The sequence below is a fragment of the Chryseobacterium sp. ON_d1 genome, assembly GCF_006829085.1.
GTDB lineage: Bacteria > Bacteroidota > Bacteroidia > Flavobacteriales > Weeksellaceae > Chryseobacterium.
In genome coordinates this window covers 592,247-617,922 of record NZ_BJTC01000001.1, presented here as the reverse complement: position 1 = coordinate 617,922, position 25,676 = coordinate 592,247, and the positions used below count along the sequence as shown (strand labels likewise).

General features: G+C 37.8%; 23 protein-coding genes. 6 read left to right on the top strand and 17 right to left on the bottom strand.

All coding sequences use genetic code 11. The annotated features are described in order from the left end of the window. Positions 1-29: 29 nt before the first annotated feature. From CRS_RS02640 to CRS_RS02630, 3 genes are all read right to left on the bottom strand, one after another. The gene (locus tag CRS_RS02640) at positions 30-1,514 is read right to left on the bottom strand and encodes a xylulokinase (RefSeq protein WP_142722528.1); all 1,485 of its coding nucleotides are present in this window, start codon (positions 1,512-1,514) and stop codon (positions 30-32) included. A 15-nt stretch (positions 1,515-1,529) separates the two neighbouring features. After that, the gene (locus CRS_RS02635; RefSeq protein ID WP_142722527.1) at positions 1,530-2,255 is read right to left on the bottom strand and encodes an NUDIX domain-containing protein; all 726 of its coding nucleotides are present in this window, start codon (positions 2,253-2,255) and stop codon (positions 1,530-1,532) included. 793 nt (positions 2,256-3,048) lie between these two features. Further along, positions 3,049-3,651, bottom strand: a complete 603-nt coding sequence (locus tag CRS_RS02630; RefSeq protein ID WP_142722526.1) for a TetR/AcrR family transcriptional regulator — start codon at positions 3,649-3,651, stop codon at positions 3,049-3,051. Between the two features lie 78 nt (positions 3,652-3,729). Here CRS_RS02630 and CRS_RS02625 point away from each other — a divergent pair, with 78 nt between their 5' ends. The 3 genes from CRS_RS02625 to CRS_RS02615 all read left to right on the top strand — a co-directional run bounded on the left by CRS_RS02625 (position 3,730) and on the right by CRS_RS02615 (position 7,374). Next, complete coding sequence (locus CRS_RS02625; protein WP_142722525.1) at positions 3,730-4,872, top strand: FAD-dependent monooxygenase; 1,143 nt, start codon at positions 3,730-3,732, stop codon at positions 4,870-4,872. A 298-nt stretch (positions 4,873-5,170) separates the two neighbouring features. Beyond that, the gene (locus CRS_RS02620) at positions 5,171-6,850 is read left to right on the top strand and encodes a hypothetical protein (RefSeq protein WP_142722524.1); all 1,680 of its coding nucleotides are present in this window, start codon (positions 5,171-5,173) and stop codon (positions 6,848-6,850) included. A gap of 14 nt (positions 6,851-6,864) precedes the next feature. Continuing rightward, positions 6,865-7,374 carry a hypothetical protein gene (locus tag CRS_RS02615; protein ID WP_142722523.1) on the top strand — a complete coding sequence of 170 codons (510 nt, stop codon included), beginning with the start codon at positions 6,865-6,867 and terminating at the stop codon, positions 7,372-7,374. A gap of 84 nt (positions 7,375-7,458) precedes the next feature. On the opposite strand, the gene CRS_RS02610 is transcribed toward CRS_RS02615, so the two are convergent. The 5 genes from CRS_RS02610 to CRS_RS02590 form a co-directional block, all read right to left on the bottom strand. Further along, positions 7,459-8,337 (bottom strand): glycerophosphodiester phosphodiesterase family protein, encoded by an 879-nt coding sequence (locus CRS_RS02610; protein WP_228451153.1) that lies wholly within the window; start codon positions 8,335-8,337, stop codon positions 7,459-7,461. Positions 8,338-8,352: 15 nt separating this feature from the next. Continuing rightward, positions 8,353-9,756, bottom strand: a complete 1,404-nt coding sequence (locus tag CRS_RS02605; protein ID WP_142722522.1) for a RagB/SusD family nutrient uptake outer membrane protein — start codon at positions 9,754-9,756, stop codon at positions 8,353-8,355. Between the two features lie 4 nt (positions 9,757-9,760). After that, positions 9,761-12,985: a SusC/RagA family TonB-linked outer membrane protein gene (locus tag CRS_RS02600; RefSeq protein ID WP_142722521.1), complete on the bottom strand. Its 3,225-nt coding sequence runs from the start codon at positions 12,983-12,985 to the stop codon at positions 9,761-9,763. Between the two features lie 70 nt (positions 12,986-13,055). After that, entirely contained in the window at positions 13,056-13,868 is an 813-nt protein-coding gene (locus tag CRS_RS02595; RefSeq protein ID WP_142722520.1) for a FecR family protein, read from the bottom strand. Positions 13,869-14,101: 233 nt separating this feature from the next. Next, a complete protein-coding gene (locus CRS_RS02590) occupies positions 14,102-14,599 on the bottom strand; it encodes an RNA polymerase sigma factor (RefSeq protein WP_172616981.1) in 498 nt (165 codons plus the stop codon). A gap of 229 nt (positions 14,600-14,828) precedes the next feature. Between CRS_RS02590 and CRS_RS02585 the strand changes: the two genes are divergently transcribed. Further along, complete coding sequence (locus CRS_RS02585) at positions 14,829-15,290, top strand: PA2169 family four-helix-bundle protein (RefSeq protein WP_142722518.1); 462 nt, start codon at positions 14,829-14,831, stop codon at positions 15,288-15,290. Positions 15,291-15,422: 132 nt separating this feature from the next. On the opposite strand, the gene CRS_RS02580 is transcribed toward CRS_RS02585, so the two are convergent. The 8 genes from CRS_RS02580 to CRS_RS02550 form a co-directional block, all read right to left on the bottom strand. Further along, positions 15,423-16,034 (bottom strand): DUF4142 domain-containing protein, encoded by a 612-nt coding sequence (locus CRS_RS02580; protein ID WP_142722517.1) that lies wholly within the window; start codon positions 16,032-16,034, stop codon positions 15,423-15,425. A gap of 115 nt (positions 16,035-16,149) precedes the next feature. Further along, complete coding sequence (locus CRS_RS02575; RefSeq protein ID WP_142722516.1) at positions 16,150-16,761, bottom strand: alpha-ketoglutarate-dependent dioxygenase AlkB; 612 nt, start codon at positions 16,759-16,761, stop codon at positions 16,150-16,152. 454 nt (positions 16,762-17,215) lie between these two features. Further along, a complete protein-coding gene (locus CRS_RS02570) occupies positions 17,216-17,788 on the bottom strand; it encodes a ferritin-like domain-containing protein (RefSeq protein WP_142722515.1) in 573 nt (190 codons plus the stop codon). 147 nt (positions 17,789-17,935) lie between these two features. Next, positions 17,936-19,171 carry an alpha-amylase gene (gene amyA / locus CRS_RS02565; RefSeq protein WP_262711772.1) on the bottom strand — a complete coding sequence of 412 codons (1,236 nt, stop codon included), beginning with the start codon at positions 19,169-19,171 and terminating at the stop codon, positions 17,936-17,938. Continuing rightward, entirely contained in the window at positions 19,171-19,401 is a 231-nt protein-coding gene (locus CRS_RS24730) for an alpha-amylase family glycosyl hydrolase (RefSeq protein ID WP_262711771.1), read from the bottom strand. Before CRS_RS24730 ends, amyA begins: the two co-directional genes overlap by 1 nt. Before the next feature lie 21 nt (positions 19,402-19,422). Next, a complete protein-coding gene (locus CRS_RS02560; protein WP_142722514.1) occupies positions 19,423-20,175 on the bottom strand; it encodes an SDR family oxidoreductase in 753 nt (250 codons plus the stop codon). A gap of 31 nt (positions 20,176-20,206) precedes the next feature. Continuing rightward, positions 20,207-20,776: a CinA family protein gene (locus CRS_RS02555; protein ID WP_142722513.1), complete on the bottom strand. Its 570-nt coding sequence runs from the start codon at positions 20,774-20,776 to the stop codon at positions 20,207-20,209. 32 nt (positions 20,777-20,808) lie between these two features. Further along, complete coding sequence (locus CRS_RS02550; protein ID WP_142722512.1) at positions 20,809-21,207, bottom strand: low affinity iron permease family protein; 399 nt, start codon at positions 21,205-21,207, stop codon at positions 20,809-20,811. Between the two features lie 372 nt (positions 21,208-21,579). Between CRS_RS02550 and CRS_RS02545 the strand changes: the two genes are divergently transcribed. Continuing rightward, complete coding sequence (locus CRS_RS02545; protein ID WP_142722511.1) at positions 21,580-24,189, top strand: TonB-dependent receptor; 2,610 nt, start codon at positions 21,580-21,582, stop codon at positions 24,187-24,189. 88 nt (positions 24,190-24,277) lie between these two features. Here CRS_RS02545 and CRS_RS02540 read toward each other — a convergent pair whose 3' ends face one another. Further along, a complete protein-coding gene (locus CRS_RS02540) occupies positions 24,278-24,850 on the bottom strand; it encodes a YdeI family protein (protein WP_142722510.1) in 573 nt (190 codons plus the stop codon). Between the two features lie 243 nt (positions 24,851-25,093). Here CRS_RS02540 and CRS_RS02535 point away from each other — a divergent pair, with 243 nt between their 5' ends. Beyond that, positions 25,094-25,675 carry a hypothetical protein gene (locus tag CRS_RS02535; RefSeq protein ID WP_142722509.1) on the top strand — a complete coding sequence of 194 codons (582 nt, stop codon included), beginning with the start codon at positions 25,094-25,096 and terminating at the stop codon, positions 25,673-25,675. Position 25,676 lies beyond the last annotated feature (1 nt).

Genomic DNA, 25,676 nt, shown 5'->3' with positions numbered 1-25,676 from the left:
AGAGGATGAAAAATACGGTTGTAATTGTCCTAGATTATTTCGTTAAGATGATGTTTCCATCTGCCATAGGCTTCTAAATATTGTTCTCGTTTTTCGTGTTCAGGCTCTATCACCGCTATTTGTTCGAGTGAAGAAAATGCTTCTCTGGAATCTGAGTAAAACCCTATTCCCATTCCGGCAGCTCTTGCTGCCCCTACCGCTCCATCGGTATCATAAAGTTCAATGACCGCATTGCTGACACTGGATAGCGACTGGCGAAAAATTGAACTTAAAAACATGTTGGCATTTCCTGCACGGATCACCTGAATATCCATTCCGATATTTCTCATGATATCCATTCCGTATTCGTAAGAGAATACAATACCTTCCTGCGCTGCACGCAGTATATCTCCCTTAGTATGTATATTGAAGTTAATTCCATGAATAGAACAGCTTGTATCTTTATTTTCCAGCACTCTTTCGGCCCCGTTTCCAAAAGGAATAATGCTTAATCCTTTTGAGCCAATCGGTGAAAGTGAAGCCATATCATTCATATCACCATAAGAAGAAAGTGAGGTTGCAAAATTATGCTTCAGCCAGGAATTTAAAATACCGGTTCCGTTGATACACAGTAAAACGCCCAGCCTGATCTGTTCCGGTGTGTAGTTGACATGGGCAAATGTATTTACTCTTGACAATTTATCATATTCCAGCTGATCCAGAACTCCGTACACTACTCCGGAAGTTCCTGCTGTAGAGGCAATTTCACCCGGGTTAAAAACATTCAGGGAAAGCGCATTGTTGGGCTGGTCACCGGCTCTGTAAGAGATAGGGGTACCTTCTTTTAAGCCTAATTCTTCAGCTGCTGCTTTTGAAACGGTTGCCTGAATCCCAAATGTAGGTACAATTTCCGGGAAAAAACTTTTGGGAATTCCATAGTGATTAATGATATCTTCCGATATGCAGTTGTTTTTAAAATCCCAGAATATTCCTTCTGATAATCCTTCGATGGTCATTCCGATCTGTCCGGAAAGTCTCATCGCAATATAGTCTCCCGGAAGCATTATTTTATCTATTTTTTCAAAAATTTCAGGCTCGTTTTCTTTTACCCATGCAAGCTTTGATGCAGTAAAATTTCCCGGTGAATTTAAAAGATGTGATAAACATTTCTCTTCCCCTATTTCCTTAAAAGCTTTTTCTCCATAAGGAACAGCACGGCTGTCACACCATATAATTGACGGTCTTAAAAGATTCTGATCTTTATCTACCAGAATCAGCCCATGCATCTGCCAGGTGATTCCAATTCCTTTAATATCTTCAGCATGTACACCGGATTCATGCATGACAGCTTCATGAGCCAACTTCAGATTGATCCACCAGTCAACTGGATTTTGCTCTGCCCATCCTGGATTTATAGCAGTGATTTTCATTTCTTTTTTGGGAGAAAATTCAGAAGCAATCACTTTTCCACTGGATGCCTCGATGAGACAAACTTTCACAGAAGAACTGCCAATGTCATAGCCTAGTAAGTACATAATTTTTTAAAGGAATTATTTTATAAGTTTTGTATTGTTTTTCTTGTAGATTTTCGCATCAAATCTGTAATATCTTGCTGCACGGTGTGAGACATCTTTCTGAATCTCATCCAAAGGAACAATGTAGGGGAAGGAAGATATTTTTTTATGGAAATTCTTAATATCAATATTCTTTTCACTCAGAGCACTGTAGAGCTGATAAAGCTGTCTTATGGTAAACCTTTTTGGCAGCAGTTCAAAAATAATGGAGAAATCAGATTCAATCCATTTTCTGATCTCAATCAGAGATTCACTGATGATTTTGTTATGATCAAATGGCAACGCCGGAACCTCATCAATAGGATACCAGTCTACGGTATCATATTTTGTGCTGTTGATCTTATGATCTATTTTGCAGAGAGAAAGATATGCTACTGTAATGATTCTGTCTATATGATGTTTATACTCTTTATCCATCCATTTTATATCATGTACATTACTTGCTCTCATTGGATCTGCAAAGCATTTGAACTGTTTAAGAACCATTTTTTTGATTCCGGTAAGTTCATGAAGAACTCTTTGAGCGGCATCATCTACATCTTCATCGCTGAAAATCAAACTACCTGGCAGTTTGATCTGTTTTTCCAAGGGAACATCATCAACATGGCGCTGTACTAATAATATATTCAACCGGTTTTCATGGTCGAATCCGAAAACAACACAGTCCACAGAGACATAGGTATGGATAAAGTTTTGATTCATTAGTTCGTTAACATTTTGGTAACATTACAAATATAAAAATTCATCTGAATAAAAAAAACAAATCAATCATTATCTACTGCATATCAATACATTACATATCGATTTTTTATGATATCAATTGTATAAAAAATATGATAAGGTTATCATTAATTTTACACTTAGTTATTTCATAAGACATGAATTAACAATTAATTGCAACAGCATAACGTCAAAAAAATGATCTTTTTTTTTTGAATAAATAGTATGATAAGAAGAATGATTTTTTTTTTCATTTTGACTGAAAAAAAAATGTAAAAAACACACTTTTTATTATCAAAATGCAACTAAAACCCTCCTTTTTTTTACCACTTTTCCTAGTCCAGCAGCAAAAGTTTTATGAAACAATGAATTTATAGATTAAGATTACCCGGATACAAAAGCAAAAAAGCGATGTGGCTGTATCCATCTATATAAGATCACTTTCACATAGTTGCTAAACGGCTTAATAAATTGAGATACTGGACTTTGAAGATCTCATCAAAAAGAAACAAGAAACTGTCTCAAAAGTGTCACTCTGATGAAATGAACTGTAATGAAGAATCTCATGCTTCTGGTTATCAATGAGATTCTTCCTTCGTCAGAAATCGAGGGTTCGATGTAGTCAGTGACAAAAGCCAAATTATTTGACTTCTGACACAGCGTCATGTTTTTACAGATACAAAATTTGGCCTCCAGAAAATTTAACTAAGCAGGCTGAATTAAAGAATACCTTACCTATTTATATGCCCCAGCAATCCTGGAAGACCGTATTCTGTCACTTGGACAATGTTATCTGTGACTTTCCCAATTCAGTTAAATAAGGATAAAACAATTGTTCAATCAGCCTACCATAATAATCAACTGCTTTTCTTCCTTTTAACATGGTATTGAGTTCATTAGCTGAAATCCAAAAATCTCCAATGATATAAATATTGTTGATTAAGCTTTCCCACACAGGAATGGGAATATCCTTTCGCATAATACCTTCTTCGCGATAATAAGCAAACAGATCCATAAACTGCTGCTGGCGGATAGCAAACCGTTTGGCATATTCTTTTTTCACAGAAGGTAAACGTCTGGCAATTACTACAAAATGTATATATATAAACCGGTATTTATAAATATGCTCCATGACCAGTACTATGGATGATTTTAATGCATCAAGAGTTAGATTTTTGAATACAGGTAATTCATCCAGTTCCTTAATATGGTTATTATAGATGGTGGCAATGATATCATCAGCATTCTTAAAATAATACTGAATATTACTGTGACTGATTCCCATTTCTTTAGCAATATGCCGGATCGTTATTACATCTATACCCTGCTCATTGAATAAATGAGTAGAAGTAATCAGTATTTTTTCTTTTGTATTCATAACAGCGAAAATAAAAATTTTAGTACAAATGTACAAGTGTGGAAATTTTTAGTACATTTGTACTAAAATATAGAAATTATGAAAGTAATCATCATCGGTGCAGGCATAGGAGGGCTTACCACTGCTATTGCTTTACAGCACAACAAAATCCCTTTTGAAATCTACGAAGCGGCAACAGAGCTTAAAGCCGTGGGAGCAGGTATATGGTTAGGTGGTAATGCAATGAATGTCTATGAGCGTCTGGGATTGGCAGAAATAGTAAAAGATAATTCCATATTTCTCGAATCTGTATTTATAAAAGACATAAAAGGCAACCTTCTGCAAAATATTGATAATACAGACATTAAAAAGCGCTATGGTAATGCTACTCAAGCCATACATCGTGGTACCTTACAACAGATTCTGATGAATGCTGTAAAACAGACTATACATCTTGGTAAAAGATGCGTAGATATTAAAAACAATACGGTATATTTTGATGATGGTACCACTGATCATGCGGATGTGATCATAGGTGCGGATGGTATCCGGTCTGTCATACGGGAACAGCATGTAGCTAAAGCGCAATATCGCTATTCAGGTCAGACCTGCTGGCGGGCCATTATCAATACCACTCTTCCATCAGCAGAACAATCAAGAAGTGGAGAAGTATGGAGCCGTAAAGGTGGTGTACGTGTATCCATTTCACAGGTAGGTGTCAATCAGGCATATTTCTGGATGACCAAAGCCATGGACGCAGGGAGCCGGTTTACCCCCAACGAGGCACTCTCCTATATACAACAAGAATTAATGCCTTTTGACCAGCATATACAGGATATAGCAAAAAAACTGAATGCTGAGACTCTGATACATGGAGATCTTTATGATATACATCCTCTTAACCAATGGTATCGGGACAATGTTGTATTAGTAGGAGATGCAGCCCACGCTTCTACTCCCAATCTGGGACAGGGAGCCAGCCAGGCAATTGAAGATGCTTATATACTCGCTGCCTATCTAAGCAGGGAATCTGGTCCTTCAACTGCTTTCGCCAAATACCAGGCAAGACGGTTAAAACGTGCCCAACGGGTTGTAGATGCATCCTGGATGCTGGGCCGTCTTACCAGTGTGAAGAGTCTGCCTTGCAGCCTCCTCCGTAATTTTCTGGTTCGGTGCACTCCTGATAATATTACCCGTAAACAGTTCGACTTTCTTTATGGCGTTAATTTAAATATTGAATAGATTTTCCAAAGGTTCATTTATCTTTTTATGTAATCCTATCTGTAAAAAGTAAGCGCTTATTCTAACTGATTATCTGCATTTACTCAGGGTAAAGAATAACCGTACCACCAAAACATTTTTTGCTTTGGTGGTATTATTTTAAATATGAAGAAGTCATTCAAAATGCCTTATAATATTAACTGTTATATAATATAAAATTAATACGTCTTATTTTTATCAATTTCCGGCAAAAAAAGTATCATTCAAGACAAACAATATTAAAATATTTTAATTATTTTTGGATATAACACACCACAAAATGAAATATTATCTTTATTTATTCTTTATATTTTTCCCTTTTAGTGTTAGTGCTCAATGTACAGGATGTACTATAACCAATCCCACGGATCCCAATTATCATTTTCCTGACAATACAACGGTGTGTATCACAACCACAACAACTTTTGACAATCCAACTTTTGGAGCCAATACTAAAATATGCATCGGAACAAACGCATTGGTAATATTTCAAAATAATATAAGCGGAGTATCCAACGCACCTGTCTTTTTTGACGTACATGGTTCACTGGTATTCAATCAGGCCACAACTACTGTAGCAGATCTGGATGTACACATATATGATACGGGAACCATTATTGTCGGTGGAGGGAACGGTAATATGAATATTGTAGGACAAAACAACCGAATTGTCAATGAAGGCATTATAAATATAGGAGTTCTTCAGTTTGGGGATAATACAGATAATATTGTTGATAATTATGGCACATTAAATATCAACGGTAATATTAATATGAGCAATTCTGCAATGACACAGTTCAGAAACCAGAAGACAGGTTCTATTTCCATTCTTGGTAACTACAGCAACAACGAACAGAGCTTTTATCTCAACTGCGGAACGATCAATTCTGCAAGCGGTTTTAATATAAATGGCGGAAAAATTATCAATACCGGAACTTTTACCGCCGGAGGAGATATCAATCTATCCGGTAACTCCAGTGAAATATATAATTTTGGCGTATTTTCTTCTACAGGAAATATGAACAATGCACCGGCTGATGCCATACTGTATAATGAAGGACGGTTTCTGATCAATCAGTATCAGGGAGGAAATGCTGCTATACATGGTCCGGCATCTGCCAGTAAAAAAGGTTATTTTGAAGTTCAGAACCCGATACAGGTAAATAATGTATCCATAGGACCGAATCTTGATTTTAAACGAAATTCAGGTCCATCCAATGCCGGAACTGTTTTTCTGAACAGCAATCCTGTCATGCTGTCAAACGTAACGTATGACTGTGCTTCAACCAACAGCTGCAGCGCACCGATGGTCACTTCAGTAGGTTTTTGCCCTACCATCAACGCAGAGCTGCCTCCCATGGCGGTAGAGGATACTTATACCATTCCCGCAGGCAGCTCTTCTGCAGGAAATGTTCTCGATAATGATTTTGAAACATACAACGGTGCTCAGGCTACACTTACCAATGTAATCCTTTCCCAGATTTCCACAACCACCACCAACATTAATCTTGATCCGGGAACCGGATACATAAATGTAGCTCCGGGAACTCCTCCAGGAACGTATACGCTGGAATACCAGATATGCCAGGCGGCATCACCTTCAAACTGTGATACAGCAACTGATACGATCATCGTACCCGGTGCGGTTCCATGTTATAAGCCTGCTTTAACAGCCGGAACTGCTCTCCCTGCAAATCATGGAATTACGGCCCTCCAAAGAGCCAATTCCGGAGACAGCAGCTGGCCTGGTGCCAGAAAGGGAGCATGGACTGTGCTGGAATCAAAAACGAAAGGCTTGGTCATCAACAGGCTTACAGATACACAAGTAGCTGCTATTCCTGCTTCAGATGTAAAAGAAGGAATGATCGTTTACAACACCACTCAACATTGTCTTCAGGTGAATATTGACGGAACTCCTGGCGGATGGAAATGCTTTAATAATCAAACCTGTCCTGATTAATAAAAAACTGAATTATGAAAAAAATAATTATACTGCTCCTTCTCCCATTGTCAAGCTGCTTTTATTCACAGGTAGCAATAGGAAAAACAACATTGGAATCTGAATCGTCGTCTTTAGAATTCGGGACGGAAAACAGAGGAATAGTACTTCCGTGGGTGAGCAGTACAACGGATGTACAAAATCCTGTTGAAGGAACCCTGATCTTCGATATTGCAGATAAAAAGGTAAAAGTATTCCAGGATACCGGCTGGAAAGACCTTTCCGTAGACTCTTCCGGAGCAGCCGATACCAGCCTGCAGGATGTTTTAAATGATCACCCCGGTGCAAAGGTATCCATAGGAACTCCCTCTTCCACTCCCGGCATTCTTGTTCTTGAAGATCAAAATAAAGCGATGATCCTGCCTAAAGTCGCAAGCCCTCACCTTAATATTATTTCTCCGGCGGCAGGAATGATGGTTTATGACACCACCAAAAAACAACTTGCTGTCTTTAATGGTTCGGTATGGACCTTTTGGGGAAATTGATATGTTAGGGGCATTAGGTCAGGTTTGATGAGGTATCTTTAGCAATAAAAAGAGCTGAAATATTCAATTTCAGCTCAGGAGTTTCTAAAAATAAAGTTTTTTACGTTTCAAGTAACTGATCAGCTCTTTCGGCCTGTCCGTCTGAATAATGTTTATGCCTTTATGAATATACCAGTCATAAACATCAGGATTATCCAGAACAAGATCATCATTATTTCCGGCGTTATGATGAGGCCATAATGCATTTACCCATATTTTGACCTTTTTTGCTCTCAATTCTTTAAAATCAATCAGATTCTTTTCTGTTGTCCCTACTGTAAATTCAAAACCATAAACCTTATAGTTTTTGATATATTCTGAGATCTTTTTAAGATCTTCACTTTTGCTCAGCTGTATAATCGGCATATAGTGAATATCTTTTTTTATATCACCGTATTTCTGATTAAATTCAGTATAAGATTCATGACCTTTAAATAAAACCTGATCAAGCATATTTCGTTTTTTCACTAAAGGATATACCTGTTTTATATAATCAAAGCCTTTATCCAGGTTCAGAAGAATTTTTCCTTCCGAGATCTCAAGAATTTCCTGTAACGTGGGAACTTTCATTTGTGTTTCCACTCCCAATCCATCTCTAAGGTGCAGTTTTTTAATTTCTTCCAGTGTAAAGTTAGAAGGTTTTCCTTTTCCTGTTGTTGTTCTGTCAATGGTATTATCGTGCATAAGGATCAAAACACTGTCTTTTGTCATGGCAAGATCTATTTCAGCCATATCAACTCCTTTTTCAATGGCTTTTTTTATAGCCCACGCTGAATTTTCAGGAGCCTCTCTCCAATCACCCCGGTGAGCAACCACCATTACTTTGTCATCGGGAAACTCAGAGAGTGAAACATTCCTGTGCTGTGCAGCAAACAGAGAAGAGAATACAAGAAAAAATAATGGTAATAATGTATTGTTTAGCATAATTCAAGTTTTTTATTAATATCCGGGATTTTGTTTAATGGCAGGGTCTGTATTGATCTGTCCCTGTGGGACAGGCATCAGAAGATGATAGGGTTTGATCTGTGCCGTACTGTATCCTGCGTTATTATTAAAGTAAGCTGTCATCACTGAGATTGCTTTTCCGGTTCTGAGGAGGTCAAACCAACGGTGTCCCTCCCCTACAAACTCCAGCCTTCTTTCGCGGTCAATCTCATTAAGCAGGCTGTCTTTTGTGGAAAGACTGACAGGGGCAATCCCTGCTCTCCCTTTAATTTTATTTACATATATATTGGCATTGGCAAAGTCATTCTGCTCTGCAAAGCATTCTGCCATCATCAGAAAAACATCAGCTAACCGCAGCACTACAAAATTGCTGCCCCCATCCGCAATGGTGTTCGAAGTTTTTACCAGCTTTTTACTGAAAGGGACTCCGTTTGAAGTAAGTCCGATATATGCAGAACGTCTTGTATCTCCGGCAGAATAAAGATTATAGACTTCTTTAGTAGGAAGATTATGGCCTTTCGCACCTGAAACAGATCCGGAGGGACTGAACATCTGAAATGCCGTACTTCCTTCAGAATTTCCGTTTAAGCCGGATGTAAACTGGACATCGAAAATAATTTCAGCATTATTTTTATTGGCAACGTCAAAAATTTTATTGACATCGGTCAAAAGCTGGTAGCCCAAAGGTTCCACCTGACTCAGATAGGTCAATGACTCAGCAAATTTTTTCTGCGTCAGAAGCACTTTACCCAAAATCCCCAAAGCAGCACCTTTGGTCACTCTCCCTTTTTGAGCGGCAGTAGCCGGCAAGAGATTAATGGCATCCTTCAGATCTTTTTCTATAGCTGAATATACCTCTGTTACAGGGGTTCTTGGCTGTCCAAAATAATCATTAACATTCGTAGTTTCTTTTAAAACAAGTGGAACATCTCCATAAATTCTCACGAGATTAAAATACATGAGCGCTCTCAGAAATTTCATTTCGCCAATCCTTATATTCTTCAGTGCATCAGTCATATCAGGAATTTTATCAATCCTGGTCAGAATAATATTCGCCTGCTGAATTCCGATATAATTGTCTTTCCAGGCACTCGCAATAAGGCTGTTATTAGGCTGAATGGTAAAAAAATCCAGCTCACCATACGTAAAAGAATCATTGGCAGGCACCTCATCATAGGTGTTATCAGAAGGCAGCTCACCTAAAGCCGGCATTGCCAGCTGATACTGTCCCGTATACTGAAGGGATCCATAGACTGAAATAATACCCTGCTCGATTTCAGAAGCGTTGGTATAAAATTGTGATGAAACTTTCTGTGCTTCCGGATTTACATTCAAAAGATCAGACGAACATGAAACGATTAATGAAAGGAAGCATATTGTAATGAATATTTTTTTCATAATTTTAAAATTGAAGGTTAAAACCAATAGAGTAAATTTTAGCAACAGGATAATAGGCCTGATCAAAACCCTGGGTAAGAACATTGTCAGACGTAGCATCTATATTCATTCCTTTGTATTTTGACAGGGTGAAAAGGTTATTTCCTACCATATAAATCTGTACATTCTCCAGGCCTATATTTCCCAGCATAGATTTAGGGAAGTTAAAAGCCAGTCGCAGTGATCTTAATCTTACATAATCTGCATTTTTAAAATATAAGTTTGAGGTTCTGGCTTCTTTCCTGTTATTGGAAAAGTTCATATTCGGCATCCCAAAAAAGCCATTGGGATTGGTTACTGCATTATAGCGGTTGTCAAAATAATACTGTGAAGCCATTCCGAAACCTTCTCCGGATTCTAAAGTGGTGACTGCATCAGCATTATAGATCTTTTTACCAATCTCGCTGTATAATGAGAAGCTCAGCTCAAAAAGACCATATCTGAAATTATTGTTAAAGCCCAGAATATATTTTGGAACACCACTGCCAAAGCTTCTTTTATCATTAACATCAATTTTCCCATCTCCGTTCAGGTCTTCCATAATATAATCTCCGACCATGGTTCCGGTAATATGTGGCGAATTGTTGATCTGATCCTGACTTTTATAAATTCCGATAATATTGTAACCATACATTTCACCAATAGAACTGCCCACTTTCGTCACTGAAAAGTTATTTTCTCCTGTTATGATCTGGTTCTGCCCATTTGCTAAAGCCAGAACCTCATTTTTGTTGGTCGAAAAGTTAAAGCTTCCCGAGTAAGTAAAGTCATTGGCAATTTTGAAAGTTTTTGAAGCAATCTGTAACTCAAAGCCGGAATTTTTGATCTTCCCAATATTTTGGAGGGATGTACTGAAGCCGGACTGTTGCGGAACCGGAACATCCAACAGCAACCCATCCCTGTTCAGAATATAATAGTCTGCAGAAATGTTCAGTATATTTTTAAACAAAGAAAAGTCGATCCCGAAGTTGTTTGATCTGGACTTTTCCCAGGAAATATTCGGGTTGGGGGCCGTTGCCGTGGTATACCCCGGTACCAAAGCTCCGCCAAAGTTATAATTATCCGGATTCATCAATGAAAGAGCTCCGAAGTTGGGAATCTGATTGTTTCCGTTACTTCCAAGGCTGTATCTGAATTTCAGATCTGTCACCAATGTATTTTCGGGAAAGAAATTTTCGTTACTTATTGTCCAGCTGGCTGAAAATGCATAGAAATCTCCCCATTTAGAGTTTTTCCCGAAGCGTGAAGAGCCATCACGACGATAAGAGGCCATCAGGTTGTACTTATTGTCGAATGTATAATTAACTCTGGTAAAATAAGACAGTAACCGCCATTTATATTGGGTTAAAGTATTTTTAAACGAAGTTCCTCCTGCAATATTCCGGATGCTGTTATCCGGAAAAGCTGTAGCTTCTGTTAAAAGCTGAGTATTATCTTCCTGCTGAAAAGACTGCCCGGCAATGACATCCACTCTGTGCGAACCCCACTTTTTATCAAATGAAAGTAAGTTTTCAATTAAATAATTTTTTCGGATATACTCTGTTCTGTTGGCAAAGGTAACATCCGGAGCTGCTGCTCTGTAGGCTCCTACTGTAGAAGGATCAAAGAAATTATATTCGTAATTTGTATAATCTCCTCCTACTGATAATCTGTATTTCAGACCTTTCAGCAGTTCAAGCTCAGTGAAAATATTTCCGAAGGTTTTAAATAAAGTATACTTTCTGTCAGTCATTTTCTGAACAGCAACGGGATTTTCTACCAATGCTCCGTCAGTAGCAGTATTTCCTAAAATCTGCCCGGAAATGGCAAGACTTCCGTCATCATTGTAAGGTTTAAAAAAAGGATACATGGCTGTAGCCATCTGTAAAGGATTGTAGCTTCTGGAGTTTTCTGCAGCGTTGACTGTCCCTGTTGCATAAGACGGAGTCATTGTAACCCCTACTTTCCATTTGTCTGTAAGGTCGGTGGAGAGGTTAACACTGGTGGAAAATTTTTCGTAGTCCGTCCCGATCACCAATCCTTTCTGATTAAAATAGGTCATGGTAAAAGCATATTTACTTTTATCACTTCCACCGGTAATATTCAGTGAAGTCTGGCTGATGGGTGCCGGTTTCATGACCGTATTCAGCCAGTCGGTGTCTGTCAATCCAGGCTGCTTGGCCAGATAAGGCGCCAGATAATCGGGAATTAATTCTCTTAAAGAGGCTCCTTTGCTTATTCTTGTGGCATTGTCATCAGAAATACTTCTGTTGCTTCCTTTAGAAAGATAATTGTTGTCTCTGGCTTCTTTCAGAAAAGTAGCCATATCATAAGCATTCACCAATTTCACATTATCACTTCTCATCTGCATTCCGTAATAGGAATCAAAAGAAATGGCCATCCTTCCCTTTTTTCCCTGTTTTGTTTCGATGATGATGACTCCATTCGCTCCTCTGGAACCATAAATGGCTGCTGAAGCGGCATCTTTCAGGATATCGATTTTTGCAATGGAATTGGGATCAATAGCATTCAGATTGGAACCTTCAGTTAAAGGAAGCCCATCTACCACAATCAAAGGATTGGAGCCTGCAGTTAACGTCCCGATTCCCCGTACTCTGATTGATGGCGAACCTCCCGGCGTTGCATTGGCCTGGGTAATCTGAACCCCCGTTGCCTTTCCTGCGATAATATCTCCAAAATTACTGGATGCCACCCCTTTCATCTGCTTCTCATCAATAGAAGAAATAGACCCTGAGTTATTTTTTTTGCTTTGTTTCCCATAGCCCACCAAAACAACCTCATCAATGTTTTTTTCTCTGGATTTTACCGTGTCTTTTATCGGATTTAAAGATACTGCAGACTGAATGGCATTATTTTCCCGAATGGCAGCCATAGCTTTCTGATTGAGACGTACAGTGACTGTTTTCTGATCTACATTAAAATCCAGACCGACATTTTTTTTAAGATAATCTAAAGATGCTGGCAGAGATCGATAGTTAAGCTGGGATTCATCCACCTGAATATCTTTCAGGTCAGAAACCGAATAAAAGAATTTTACGCCATGTTCCCTGGAAAGTTTTTCAAAAATTTTAATCAAAGGCGTTTTCCGTTGACTGACGGACTGCTGAAAACATTTGTTAGCTTCTGCGTAGGAAAACTGTGGCGCACACAAAAGACCCAACAACATCATGCTAATTGTTGTTTTTTTCATAGATTTGCTGAAATTAGTTGTTATTTGACTGATTATATTCAATGCATCGGTAACCCCAATTACCGGTGCATTATTTTTCTAAAATGATATGATGCTCTGATTCTTTTCTTATTTTAAGACTGAATGGAAATCCTATTGTTGTTGCTGCTTTATACAGATCTCCGGTAATATCTCCGTTTATTACATTTTCCTGATACTGCTGAGGATATGTGATGGAAATATTATAAGTCTTCTCCAGCTGAGCAATTGCCTGCCCGAATTTTACCTCATTAAAATCAAATGTTCTTACAACATCTTTATCATAGAAATGTTTTTCGGTTCCGTCTTTATCAGCAAGCCAGGTCTCCTTGGGCAAAAGGAATGTTGTACGACCCTGATAATCAATTTTCACTTTTCCTTCTTTTAAATAAACCTTTTTATCCTCAGATCTCTGGTCAAGCAAAAATTTTGTTCCTAATACTTTTACCTTAAATCCGTCCGCATCAATAATAAACGGCAATGCTTTATTCTTAGCAACACTGAAAAAGGCTTTCCCTTTAAAAGAAACATTTCTGCCCTTTTTTCCGAAATTTTCAGCCAGCTTCAACTCGCTCTCCGGTTCCAGTGTAATTCTGCTTCCGTCAGGCAGTGTAAATTCTTTTTGTTTCTTTTCCGTTCTGAAAACCATCAGATCATCATGCGAAGAGTTGCTTTCACTGCCTGCAGTCAAGAATGTGATCACCGTAAATAAAGGTAAAAGAACAGCCGCAGCCCATAACAGCCGTTTCGTATTGTTTCTGGATCGGATTTTATTTTCAAGTCCATTCCAGATCCGCTGATCTGCCGAATCCTTCATTTTCCGGTTTTCTTCTTTGACCGATTTCCATTGGTTTTCGAAATCCATACTCTCCTTTTTGATCTTTATTAGAGAATACGCAGGAAGTATACAATCGTCAACCCCTATTTTTTTGATTTAACGATTTGTTCATATTGGGTAATGCAGCATAAATGTTGAAAATTATGGATAAACGTTACCAAGGGAATTTTTAAGACTGAATCTTTGAAAAATATTCTCAATCAAACAGAAAGCGGAAATGAGGGCTTAATACCAATATGATATTCATATAAACTGAATATTTAGAAGAAAAAATTCAAATTCGCTCTCAGAAACTTCAATACTTTATTGACATGCTTTTCCACGGCTGTTTTGGAAATATCATTTTCCTGGGCGATCATAAAAAGGCTGAGATTCTGGATTTTATTTTTAATGAAAAATTCCCGGCTTTTCTCTGGAACCTGTTCCAGAAGACTTTCTATCTTTTTGAGCTGGTCTTCCTGCTGCAGCTGCTTTTCAATTTCTGAGCTCTCTTCTTCCTGCTGATTTTCCGGAGAACTTTCAAGAGGAACAAAGATCATTTTTCTTTTGCGGTAAAAATTGGAGATTTCCTGTTTGGCAGCTTTAAAGATAAGTGCTTCGATTTCTGACGGAGAATGCTTTTTGGATAGATGTTTCCAGACATGCATAAAAATATCCTGAACAATTTCTTCAATATCTTCCTCTTCCGTAAGGTATTTTGCCACAAAAAAATACACCCTGTGCTTGTAACCGGAATATATTTCTTTAAAATGATCCATCCTTTTAAATGTCTTTTGAAACCAAATCTCAATGATGCAAAAGTATCCAAAAGCTATGGCAATCATATTAAATTTATATTAAGTTTAAATTTCTGACAGCTGAAGTTGCATTCATGTTCAAAATTATAGTTAAAGCAAATCCTGAAATAGATGGTATATGATCAGGATTATAAATATTCCATTAAACAATTGATAATTTAGCTGATTGAACCCTTTCAAAAATTATATTATGAATAATCAACAGGAAATATCAACACTTAATGATCTGCTTCACATCACCAATGACCGGATAGAAGGTTTTGAAAAGGTAGAAGGAAAAGTCTGGGAAATGTACCCTGACGTAAAAGATGAATATGACCATATGATTTCTCAATCGAAAATCATGAAAAATGAGCTGATCAATCTGATCACAGAAAAACAAGGTGCTCCTGAGGATTCTCCATCCATAGCCGGAGCTGTTCACAGAACATGGATCGATATAAAAAACTCATTTACGATGGGTAATCTGGTAGAGTCTACATTGGAAAATGTAGTGTTTGGCGAAAAAGCAGCTATAGAAGCTTATCAAAATGCACTGGATACAGGTTATCTTAGTGAAAAGACTACTGCCATTGTATCTGAGCAACTTCGCAATTTGAAAAGTTCTTATCGGCAGTTTAAAAAAATTGAAGAATATAAAAAGAAAGAATAATCAATAAAAAACTCCCCTTAAAAAGAGGAGCTTAATAATCAAGAACAAAATAATATTTAATCATTTCAAAAATATCTAATATATTCTGCCCATGTTATGATGCAGGTCATAAAGTCAGAAATTTATGATACATTAATGTACCGTACTCTTAGCTTTTTCTGATTCCTTCAGATGGTGCTCTAATGTCGGAAGAGTTTTACCGGCAAATGCTTTTAAGGAGGCTTCTTTTCCTTCTGAAGCTTCTTTTTTAAATGCTTCTACATCTTCTTTGTGATCACTTACCATGAGATCCGTATACTTTTTGTCAAAGTCTTTTCCTTTCTTTGCTTTCAGATCATCATACATCTTCTGCTTTTCGGCATCTAAGGTGGCAGGCAAAGTATAACCTGTTGCTGAAGCCCATTTCTTAAGCTCATCGTTCGCTTTGGTATGATCTGTTACCATCATTGCTCCCAAAGATTTCACTACTGAATTCTCAGCATTTGTGGCGGCCAGTTTCCCCATCATAACTTCCATTAATCCTCCTATAGCGGCAGCATCTGCAAACTTTTTATCCTGATCGCCCAGAGAAGCCGTCTGACTTTTAGGTTCAGATATTTTGGCAGAATCATTTACTGTCATGCCCGATTCAGCTGGCGGAGATACTGTTGTACTTTCCGCAGACTGAGCGGACGATGTGGGTTCATTTTTTTTGCAGGCCGTCAATGCAGCCAGTGCAAAAAGTGTAACTACAAAATTTTTCATAATAATAAATTTTAAGTGGTGATAGACATGAAGTCATAATGACTATTGATAAAAAGCAACAATTTATCTGCCAAAAACAGATCAGACCAGTTATAAAACATTATAAATGAACACCCTACAACTGATGAACCAATCGGAATGTCAGATTAATACGCTCTTTCATAGAAACAGCAGATTTGGCAATCCGGTGTTCCCAATGCTCCTGCAGATCTCCCTTCATAATCAATAAGGAACCATGAGGAAGTGGCAGGCTGTATCTGCTCTGGTGATGATCCTTTTTCCTGAAATCAAAGTTTCTGGTCTGTCCTAAGCTTAATGATGCAATCACAGGGCGTTTCCCGTATCGGCTTTCCTTGTCCCTGTGCCATGCAACAGAATCATTATGATCACGGTAAAGATTGAGCAATACGGAATTGAACTGATAGCCAAATATTTTTTCTATCCTTTCCTTTAAAGAAAACAGTTCAGGTGTCCAGAGATTATTCTCCACTTCACCGTCTCCTAATGGATAATCAGTTTTTGGGTCACCATACCATGCAGTTAACCGTGGCGTTAAGACCGTCTTATCATACATTTTCTGGGTACGCTGCTTCCAGGGAGCAGTTTCAAGCAGATGGGCCTTAAGTTCGCCAGCCTCTTTCTGACTCAGGAAATGCGCTCTGTACTCCAGAAGATCTTTTGGAAATTCATACAGTTCTTCAGAATCAAACAAGCTGAGTTGAGTCATATTTTACATTTTTAAATAATAAAAATTTGTATCTCTCCTGTTTTCTTCCAGGATCAAAAAAAACCCGATACAAATTATATCTGCAAATATATTAATACTGATACAAAACAAACCAAAACTATTATTTATCTTTTCTGAATAAATTATTGAAATGATAAAGTTGTTTAAACTTTACCAACCACAAAAGCCACAAAAGGTTTCATTTTAAAACACATGAGTTCACTTAAATAAGCCTAAAATGATACCGCAGAAAAGTTCACATAAGATGAAAATCAAAGATTTTTACAAAACTTAGGGTATTTATTACGCATAAGTTTGGGTTCTGAAAATTTAAGTGTTTAAAACTTTTGTACCTTTATGATCAAAATAATGGTTATAAAAGTTTAAAGAACCTCAATAAAATAGAAAAGGAAACCAAAATATCAGTTTCCTTTCCTATAATCAATGAGTACTTTTATATTGCTTTGCTGTTAAGATTGGTATCAGCAACTTTTGTTAGCAGTTCATCGCATTTTTTCTCTTCTTCCAGTGTACTTAAAAGGTTTTTAAGACATTCTTCTTCTTTCAATACTTTGGCAAATGCTGCCAATGTACCATAGGTTGCAATTTCGTAATGTTCAACTTTTTGTGCTGCTGCAATGATCCCAGCGTCTCTTACTGCTCCGGGTTCCGTCTCTTCCATAATGCTTTTTCCTTCATCAAGCAACCCCTGCATGGCATCACATTTCTTTGCCTGAGCTTTTTTACCTAATGCTTTAAAACACTCTTCCAATCGTTCAACATGACCTTCCGTTTCACTGATATGCTTATCGATGCCTTTTTTAAGTTTTTCATCGGTTGCATTTTTCATCATTACAGGTAATGCTTTCAGTAGTGCTTTTTCAGCCCAATAGATGTCTTTCAGGGAATCTTCAAAAAGATCCTCCAAACCTTTGGCTGCATTTTTTTTAGCCGGAGTTTTAGTTGATGTCTTCGCTGTTGTCGTTTTTTTGGCAGGAGCTTTTTTGGTTGCCGTTTTAGTTTCCATAATATAATATTTTAGTGATTGATTGGTGATAAATCTGCAACTATAAGACCATTTTTGCCTGAAATATTAAGATGTGGTACCTAAAACTTCCGGAGATACTATTGGAAGATATATGCAGAGGATAGAAACCTGCAAATTCGTAAACCATTACGGTGTTTGTTTTTCCACCCATACACTTACCGAACCGGAATTTACCCGAAATACAGCTTTTCCACTCTGATCAGCCGCAATTTCTTCGTGACGGTTCTTTAAGAAATCAATATAGACTGAATCTGCCTGTTCTTTTCCCAGTTCTATTTCTTTATACCCCTCTTCACTGTTAGACATGATCACAACGCATCCCGAATGTTCTTCATCTCCAGTTCGTACAAAAGCTACGCAATTGGGATGATCAAAATAATCAATCTGCTTACCGTATGCAAAAAGCTTTCTTGCTTCAAGGAGACCGGGAAGTTCCTCTACTTTCGGCATGATGATATGTACTTCCTGATCTTCTTTTATATCAATATATTCTGCGCCAAAAAGGTCAGGATAAAATACACAGGGGTAAGCCTCGTCAGTAAGGAGAATAATAGCATAAGCCAAGGGCTTGAACCAGTCTTTCACCGCAGACTCAAGAGCCTGAAGCTGCTGCGTATCATGATTTTCCACAAAGGAAACAGAGAAAACGGGCTTCTTTTCCAGAAAGCTTCCTTTTAATATTCCACTCAGATCATAATTTTTACCTTCGTCTGAGGCTCTGAAGAAATTATAATGCAGCGGCGCATCAAAACAGGAAATGAGATCAGTCATTTGATCAGAGAAATATTCAATTTTTTCGGCTTCGTCTTTCCAGAATTCTCCCAGAATATAGCATTCAGGGTTAATTTCTGTCTTTATGTATTGAGTCCATTCTTTCAGGAAGTCTGAAGAAATGTGTTTTAAAGCATCCAGCCGTATCCCGTCAACCTTTGTTGTATCCATATACCATCTGATCCAGTTTTTCATTTCCTCCACAACATAAGGATTACGGTATTCTATATCAGCACCCATCAGATAATCATAATTACCAAACTGATGACTTACGGCATCTGTCCACTCCTCACCATATTCATTATGGATTTTAAAAACACCTTTCAGCTCCTCTCCTTCTCTGATCACATAATCAATACCGCTGAAACAGTGATAATCCCATATAAAGTCCGAATACACTCCTTTTCTTCCCGGAAAAGTAAATTTCGTATAGGCCGAAACCTCCATATTTTCTGAGATTCTTTCATTACGGTTTTCTTCATTCAGCTGATGCACCACCATCTTTTCTTCTTCATCTCCTCCCATCCTATGGTTTAAAACAATATCTGCGTACACAGACATTCCCACCTCATGCGCTTTCTCTATAGCCATTAAATATTCAGCTTTCGTCCCGTACCGGGTTGTATGCTTCCTTTCTGATCAAATTCTCCCAGATCATAAAGATCATAGACATCATAGCCACGTCCTTCCATATTGAGACTGCATTTATTGGCAGGAGGAAACCAGACAGCAGTAAACCCCAGATCTTTTAAATATTCTGCTTTTTCAGCAAACTCATTCCAAAGGTTTCCCGGATGGTACCAATGGAAAAACTGAATCATAACCCCGTTCATATATTATGATTAACCGTTAACCATTAAGCCGCCATTCGGGTGAAGAATCTGCCCGGTAAACTGTGTGGAAGCCTCTGTAGCAAGAAATAAAAAACTTGCTGCCACTTCTTCAGTAGAGGCATTACGTTCTAAAGGCGGTTTATCCTGATCCTCATCCTCTTCTCCGAATGTATTTTCCGTAAGCGGTGTGGCTACAGGTCCGGGCGCTACGGCATTCACGCGTATTCCTTTCGGTTTAGCCTGAAGTGCTAGTGAGCGTGTGAACGAAACAATGGCTCCTTTGGTTGCGGAGTAATCCAGTAGTTCTTCATGCCCCATATAAGCGGTGGCAGAGGTTGTATTAATAATGATACCGTCCTTTTTTAAATGGGGAAATACAAATTTTGTCAGCAGGATCATTCCAATAATGTTTGAATCAAAAGTCTTACGGATATCTTTTTCTTTGAGATCCTCTATAGCATTGCACGGAACCTGTGTCCCGGCATTATTAATCAGGATATCTATTCCACCGAATTTTGAAACGACCTCATTAACAACAGTCTTGCAGAATGAACTGTCATTAATGTCTCCTTCAAATGAAAGAACTTTGTGACCCAGTTTTTCAATTTCCTGACTTGTTTTTTGAGCATCTTTGGCGTCATGATAGTGTATAAATGCAATATCAGCTCCTTCTTTCGCAAACAAAAGAGCTATGGCTTTACCAATTCCGCTGTCTGCTCCTGTAATGAGGACAGATTTATTTTTCAATTGTAAATCTTTCATAGGTGTGATTATAGTGATTATTGAAATAAGTTTATTCTTTGTTTTTCCGGTGCTTATCTAGTTCCAGCTTAAAGCATCCCAGAATGAATTCACTGTAATAAAGTTGAGCATTAACAGACTTTGTTCTGGAATGCAGATCTAATTTTTCAGAAAGAACAACTTTTCCTTTGTAAGCAATGGAGAAGTAAGCAAAAAGCTTTCCTTGTGATTCTTCCACGGGAGTAGCATATCCCGTTACTCCGATAGACCAGTCTGTTTTATAGAGTTTACCTACCTGCAACGCCATTGTTTCAGCAATATGAGGAGATACAGAGTTATATTGTCTGGCTTCCAGAGCATCTACATCAAGAAGATTTACTTTTTCTTCTAAAGTATAAGCTGTCATGCCGCCTTTAAAAAATTGAGAGGCATCCTTCATCTGGGAAAACGAAAACTGCAGGAAGCCAGCAGTAACACTTTCGGCTGTCGAAACGGTTTCATTTCCCGAAAGCAGGTACTCTCCTATACGCTTAAAGAGCTTTTCAAGTTCTATGACGAAATGCACTAATGATTTCACTGATAATGAATCAGCGTGAGCAATTTGTGAAGGTTTTAAAATCATTGATTGTATTTTATATATCAGGACTTTCCCGGCTATTGTTCTTTTTCAGAATCCTTCGGATATTGTTGTTCTTTGGACAGCTGCCCCAGCTTTTCATAATATTTGTGAAGCCGGTCAAGTTCCTCTTCCGTCAGATCTTCAATATCAACCAGCCGGTTGCTGGCTTTTTCATAGGATGCTATCAGTTCATTAAGCTTTATCTGAATAGCTTTGGAATCTTTGTTCTGGGTTTTTTGAATCAGAAATACCATCAGGAAAGTTACAATTGTGGTCCCTGTATTGATAACAAGCTGCCAGGTTTCAGAATAACTGAAAAGAGGTCCGCAAACAGCCCATACAATAACCAGTACACTTGCCGTAATAAAAGCACCGGGACTTCCTGTAATACAAACGACACGATCTGAAAATCTTTCAAAAAAATTTTTTTTCATAAATAATACGATTTTGAATAAAATGATGATACAAGTTATCGAAACAGCAGTATAAGAATTATGATTCAAGTCATCTATGGCTTTTATTACTTAGCTATTATTATAATATATTCTACAATAATATTGGGTTTTATTTAAAAATGTGGAGAACCGCATAATTATTTTTATCCGTTAAAAAAAACCGCTTTTCCCACCACTTTCTTGTATAACAAATTGTAAACTAAAGATGTAAAATAATTAACATATATAAAAAAGTGAGTCATAAAGCATGATTCAAAAACTGAATAAAATCACTTCGTTAAGATTTAATACTTAATTAAAAAATAATTATTCATCTTTGCAGCCTTAAAATCAAACACGCTAGTTTATTTCATGAGCATTATTTTTAAAAAGCGTCTAATTATAGCGCTTGTATTACCTACGGCGGCCTTGTATTACGGGCAGAGTACGAAGGATTCATTAGAAAAATCCAAATCTATTGATGAGGTGATGTTGGTGGGTAGAAACCTTTCCCAAACAGCCAAAGAGAGAAAAACTCCTGTTGCAGTTTCCAACATCAAGGCAGCAGAAATTCAGGAGAAACTGGGAAACAGAGAATTCCCTGAGATTATGAAGTCTACTCCATCCGTTTACGTCACTAAAGTAGGTGGAGGATTTGGAGACAGCAGAATCAACATGAGAGGTTTTGATGGTGCCAACATTGCAGTAATCATCAACGGGCAGCCGGTGAATGACATGCAGGGAGGTACCGTGTACTGGTCCAACTGGACGGGATTAGCGGATATTGCCAGCAATATTCAGATCCAGAGAGGTTTGGGAGCTTCTAAATTTGTTGTTCCATCTGTAGGAGGAACCATCAATATTGTCACCAAAGCTACCGATGCTGAGCAAAAAGCAATGATCAAAGGAGAAGTAGGTAATGATAACTACTCCAGAATTTCTGCAATGTACTCTTCAGGATTAAAAAACAAATGGGGAACAACCGTATTGCTTTCCCGTTGGCAAGGTGACGGATACATCAATGGAACGAAAGGAGAAGGTTACTCATGGTTTTTCTCAACAGGATTTAAGCCTAATGAAAAACATGCTTTCAATTTAATCGCAACCGGGGCACCACAGGTACACGACACAAGAAGATCTTCTGCCACCGGAGCGAACGTAGCAACACTGCAGCAGTTTGAAACCTATGGAAGAAGATACAACCCGCAAACAGGAATGTTAAACGGTTCTCAATTCAACCTAGCTCCTAACTTCTACCATAAGCCTATCGCATCCCTGAACTGGGACTGGACGATGAATGATAACCTTAAGTTATCTACAGTTGTTTACGGTTCATGGGGACGTGGTGGTGGAGGTACAGGACTTAACGGTTCTATCAAAAACGCTGCAGGACAAACTATGAACTTCATGAATTATGGTGCAGGCGGAGACGGTACGATCAACTGGGATATGATTTACCGTTACAACAGAGGCGGAATGGTAACAGATTATAATGGAAATACTTTCCAGAAATCTACCTTTACGGCACCTGCAGGTTCTCCTGGTGACTACAACGGACAGTATGTTTCTACTCTTAACGGAACCAGCGGTATCGTAAGAAAGCAGAGTATCAATGCTCATGACTGGTATGGAGTGATTGCTGACCTTAATTACAAAAAAAACAACTGGACTTTCAACGGAGGGATTGACCTTAAAACGTACAAAGGTGCATTGTATGACATTGTGACTGACATGTTAGGATCTGATGCATTATTCGTTCCAAGTACAGCCAATGCCCCAAAAGGATATTACATCAATCAAACTGTAAAACCGGAACCGCTTACCAAACTTAAAGATGCTCAGAAAGTATCTATCCACAACGAAGGTCTGGTAAAATGGGCAGGTATTTACGGAATGGTTGAATACAGCTCTGAAAAGCTAAGTGCATCTGTTCAGGGATCTGTTTCCGAGCAATATTACAAGAGAAGAGATTATATGCTGTACACACCTGGAAACCAGGAAACAAAATGGTATCACAAAACGGGTTATATTGTAAAAGGAGGTGCCAATTATAATATTGACGATCACCACAATGTATTTTTCAATACAGGGGTTATCTCAAGACAGCCGTTATTCAACGCATTATTTCCTTCAAACCAGAACATCTACAATGATGCGAAGAATGAAAGAATCTTCTCTGTAGAGTTAGGTTACGGTTTCAAATCCCGTTATGTGGATGTGAATATCAACGCTTACAGAACACAGTGGGATGACAGATTCATTTCAAGAACATTCAATGCTACGGCTGCAGATGTTGCCAAATTCTCTCAGCTAACCCTTGGAAATGCTTATTTCTATAATGCATTGAACGTTGGGCAGCTACACCAGGGAATTGAACTGGAAGCAAAAGCAAGACCTTTCACTAATCTTAGATTGAGAGGAATGGTATCATTGGGGAACTGGAAGTACAAAGGAAACGCCAACTTTAATATTCTTGATGTTCAGAACAACCAGGAAATTGCAGGAGCAACCGGAACGATCAATATTAAAGACCTGAAGGTTGGAGATGCAGCCCAGACAACAGCCAGCATCGGAGCTGATTATAATATTACCAAAGCTTTCAGTATTGATGCCAACTGGGAATATTATGACAAGCTTTATGCACAGTTCAACCCGATCAATTTCCTTACGGAAGCCGCAAGAGAAAAAGGAATTGTAAAGTTACCGAGCTATCATTTATTTGATGTAGGGGCTTCTTACAAGTTCACATTGGATACGAAAAAGTCTTTAACATTGAGAGCTAACGTATACAACTTATTCAACAAATATTATATTTCTGAATTAAGCTCCAATATTTTTGCAGGCGATAAAATCGCTAATGGCCCGGATGCAGGAAAAACGTATCAGGAAGCTGGCAGAGTGTATCAGGGGGTTGCAGACGGTAATACAGGATTCCTTGGTTTTGGAAGAACCTGGTCTGTTGCAGCAACTTTAAGATTCTAATATAATATCATTTTGATAATGAATGAATTGAACAGGCTGTTCCTTTTTGGAATAGCCTGTTTTTTTATACGAACCTCCAATGTGAAGCTTAAAAGTTTTTGGGTCTCTTATTCTGAGCCGCCTGTATTGCTACTTCCTCAATACGTTTTTTCCTGGTTTCGGGTCTTTTCGCGACCACAATCCATTGCAGCAGCATTTTTTTTATGGACTTGCTCAAACTTTGAAAATAGGCTTCAGAGCCTTCATGAATTTTAAAAGCTTCATTCAAATCTTCTGGAATTACCAGGTCTTCCACACTGTCTAAAATATTCCAGGAGCCATTTTCTTTCGCCATTCTGATGGTTTCAAATCCAGCTTTCATCATCAGATTATTTTCTATCAGTTTCTGAACTTTCTCTTTATTGATTTTTGACCAGGTACTTTTCGGTTTACGTCTGCTGAATAGCTGCATAAAAGAACCTTCATCAATGGTCTTCCTTGTACTGTCAATCCAGCCAAAACAAAGCGCTTCATCTACCAGTTCACTCCAGGAAACACTAGGTAAATTTGATTTTCTGGTATTACAGATGATCCATACAGACTTTTCTATATGATGGTTTTCTTCCAGCCATTGACGCCAGTCCTCCCTTGTTTTGACATGAAAAGTTTTTTTCTCATCCATTTTCCCGTAGTTTTAGTTTTACTATGATGTAAAGTTAAAATACTTTGGTGACAATAGTTTGTCAGTAGTAAAAATTCAATTTCTTATGAGGAATATTTCAGAACTTCATCAATAAATATGAAAATATATTTTAAAGAAATAAATCATAAATTAGCCCCAAATAAATAATTAAATATTTATCTTGTTCAGTCAGATATGGATAGGGAAACTATAGATTATGTCATTAGGTATTTCAGAAGGTTAATGACAGAGAATGAAACATTAGCATTGAATCATCATATGTATACTTACAAAAGTTCTGATAGTATTTATTTGAAGAATATAATGATTGAACGAGGGTGGATTAATACTGAACCTGAAATCATAAAGCTATTGGAGAATGGATATGAAGCTTTTGAACAAAATACAGTAAAACGGATCATGAGAGAAACTCCTGAAAAAGTTTTTTTCAATTATTGTCCAAATTGCAATAAATTAGCCCGTACTCCACAAGCAAAGCAATGCAGATATTGCGGATATAGCTGGCATCATTTAACGGTTGCTCAATTTAAGCTTAATAATGTATTTCAACTAACCGGAAGAAACTTTTTCTTAATAGGACAAATTGCAGAAGGTAAAATAAAAGAAGGACAAAGAATAGATTTAAGAATATTAGGACTTAATAAAAAGCCTAAAATTCAATCCATTGAATTTGCCCTTACACGTCAAGACGGAAAAGCATGGGAGGATATTGCACTGGCGATAAATGAATTAACTACAGAAGATCAGGAATATTTAAAAAGTATCATGCCTGTCAGAAACCCGATTGACATCATAATGGTATAAA

Excerpts from the sequence above, each read along its gene's own strand:
- CRS_RS02640 (WP_142722528.1), bottom strand. The coding sequence starts at position 1,514 with ATGTACTTACTAGGCTATGACATTGGCAGTTCTTCTGTGAAAGTTTGT.
- CRS_RS02635 (WP_142722527.1), bottom strand. The coding sequence starts at position 2,255 with ATGAATCAAAACTTTATCCATACCTATGTCTCTGTGGACTGTGTTGTT.
- CRS_RS02630 (WP_142722526.1), bottom strand. The coding sequence starts at position 3,651 with ATGAATACAAAAGAAAAAATACTGATTACTTCTACTCATTTATTCAAT.
- CRS_RS02625 (WP_142722525.1), top strand. The coding sequence starts at position 3,730 with ATGAAAGTAATCATCATCGGTGCAGGCATAGGAGGGCTTACCACTGCT.
- CRS_RS02620 (WP_142722524.1), top strand. The coding sequence starts at position 5,171 with ATGAAATATTATCTTTATTTATTCTTTATATTTTTCCCTTTTAGTGTT.
- CRS_RS02615 (WP_142722523.1), top strand. The coding sequence starts at position 6,865 with ATGAAAAAAATAATTATACTGCTCCTTCTCCCATTGTCAAGCTGCTTT.
- CRS_RS02610 (WP_228451153.1), bottom strand. The coding sequence starts at position 8,337 with ATGCTAAACAATACATTATTACCATTATTTTTTCTTGTATTCTCTTCT.
- CRS_RS02605 (WP_142722522.1), bottom strand. The coding sequence starts at position 9,756 with ATGAAAAAAATATTCATTACAATATGCTTCCTTTCATTAATCGTTTCA.
- CRS_RS02600 (WP_142722521.1), bottom strand. The coding sequence starts at position 12,985 with ATGAAAAAAACAACAATTAGCATGATGTTGTTGGGTCTTTTGTGTGCG.
- CRS_RS02595 (WP_142722520.1), bottom strand. The coding sequence starts at position 13,868 with ATGGATTTCGAAAACCAATGGAAATCGGTCAAAGAAGAAAACCGGAAA.
- CRS_RS02590 (WP_172616981.1), bottom strand. The coding sequence starts at position 14,599 with ATGGATCATTTTAAAGAAATATATTCCGGTTACAAGCACAGGGTGTAT.
- CRS_RS02585 (WP_142722518.1), top strand. The coding sequence starts at position 14,829 with ATGAATAATCAACAGGAAATATCAACACTTAATGATCTGCTTCACATC.
- CRS_RS02580 (WP_142722517.1), bottom strand. The coding sequence starts at position 16,034 with ATGAAAAATTTTGTAGTTACACTTTTTGCACTGGCTGCATTGACGGCC.
- CRS_RS02575 (WP_142722516.1), bottom strand. The coding sequence starts at position 16,761 with ATGACTCAACTCAGCTTGTTTGATTCTGAAGAACTGTATGAATTTCCA.
- CRS_RS02570 (WP_142722515.1), bottom strand. The coding sequence starts at position 17,788 with ATGGAAACTAAAACGGCAACCAAAAAAGCTCCTGCCAAAAAAACGACA.
- amyA (WP_262711772.1), bottom strand. The coding sequence starts at position 19,171 with ATGGCTATAGAGAAAGCGCATGAGGTGGGAATGTCTGTGTACGCAGAT.
- CRS_RS24730 (WP_262711771.1), bottom strand. The coding sequence starts at position 19,401 with ATGATTCAGTTTTTCCATTGGTACCATCCGGGAAACCTTTGGAATGAG.
- CRS_RS02560 (WP_142722514.1), bottom strand. The coding sequence starts at position 20,175 with ATGAAAGATTTACAATTGAAAAATAAATCTGTCCTCATTACAGGAGCA.
- CRS_RS02555 (WP_142722513.1), bottom strand. The coding sequence starts at position 20,776 with ATGATTTTAAAACCTTCACAAATTGCTCACGCTGATTCATTATCAGTG.
- CRS_RS02550 (WP_142722512.1), bottom strand. The coding sequence starts at position 21,207 with ATGAAAAAAAATTTTTTTGAAAGATTTTCAGATCGTGTCGTTTGTATT.
- CRS_RS02545 (WP_142722511.1), top strand. The coding sequence starts at position 21,580 with ATGAGCATTATTTTTAAAAAGCGTCTAATTATAGCGCTTGTATTACCT.
- CRS_RS02540 (WP_142722510.1), bottom strand. The coding sequence starts at position 24,850 with ATGGATGAGAAAAAAACTTTTCATGTCAAAACAAGGGAGGACTGGCGT.
- CRS_RS02535 (WP_142722509.1), top strand. The coding sequence starts at position 25,094 with ATGACAGAGAATGAAACATTAGCATTGAATCATCATATGTATACTTAC.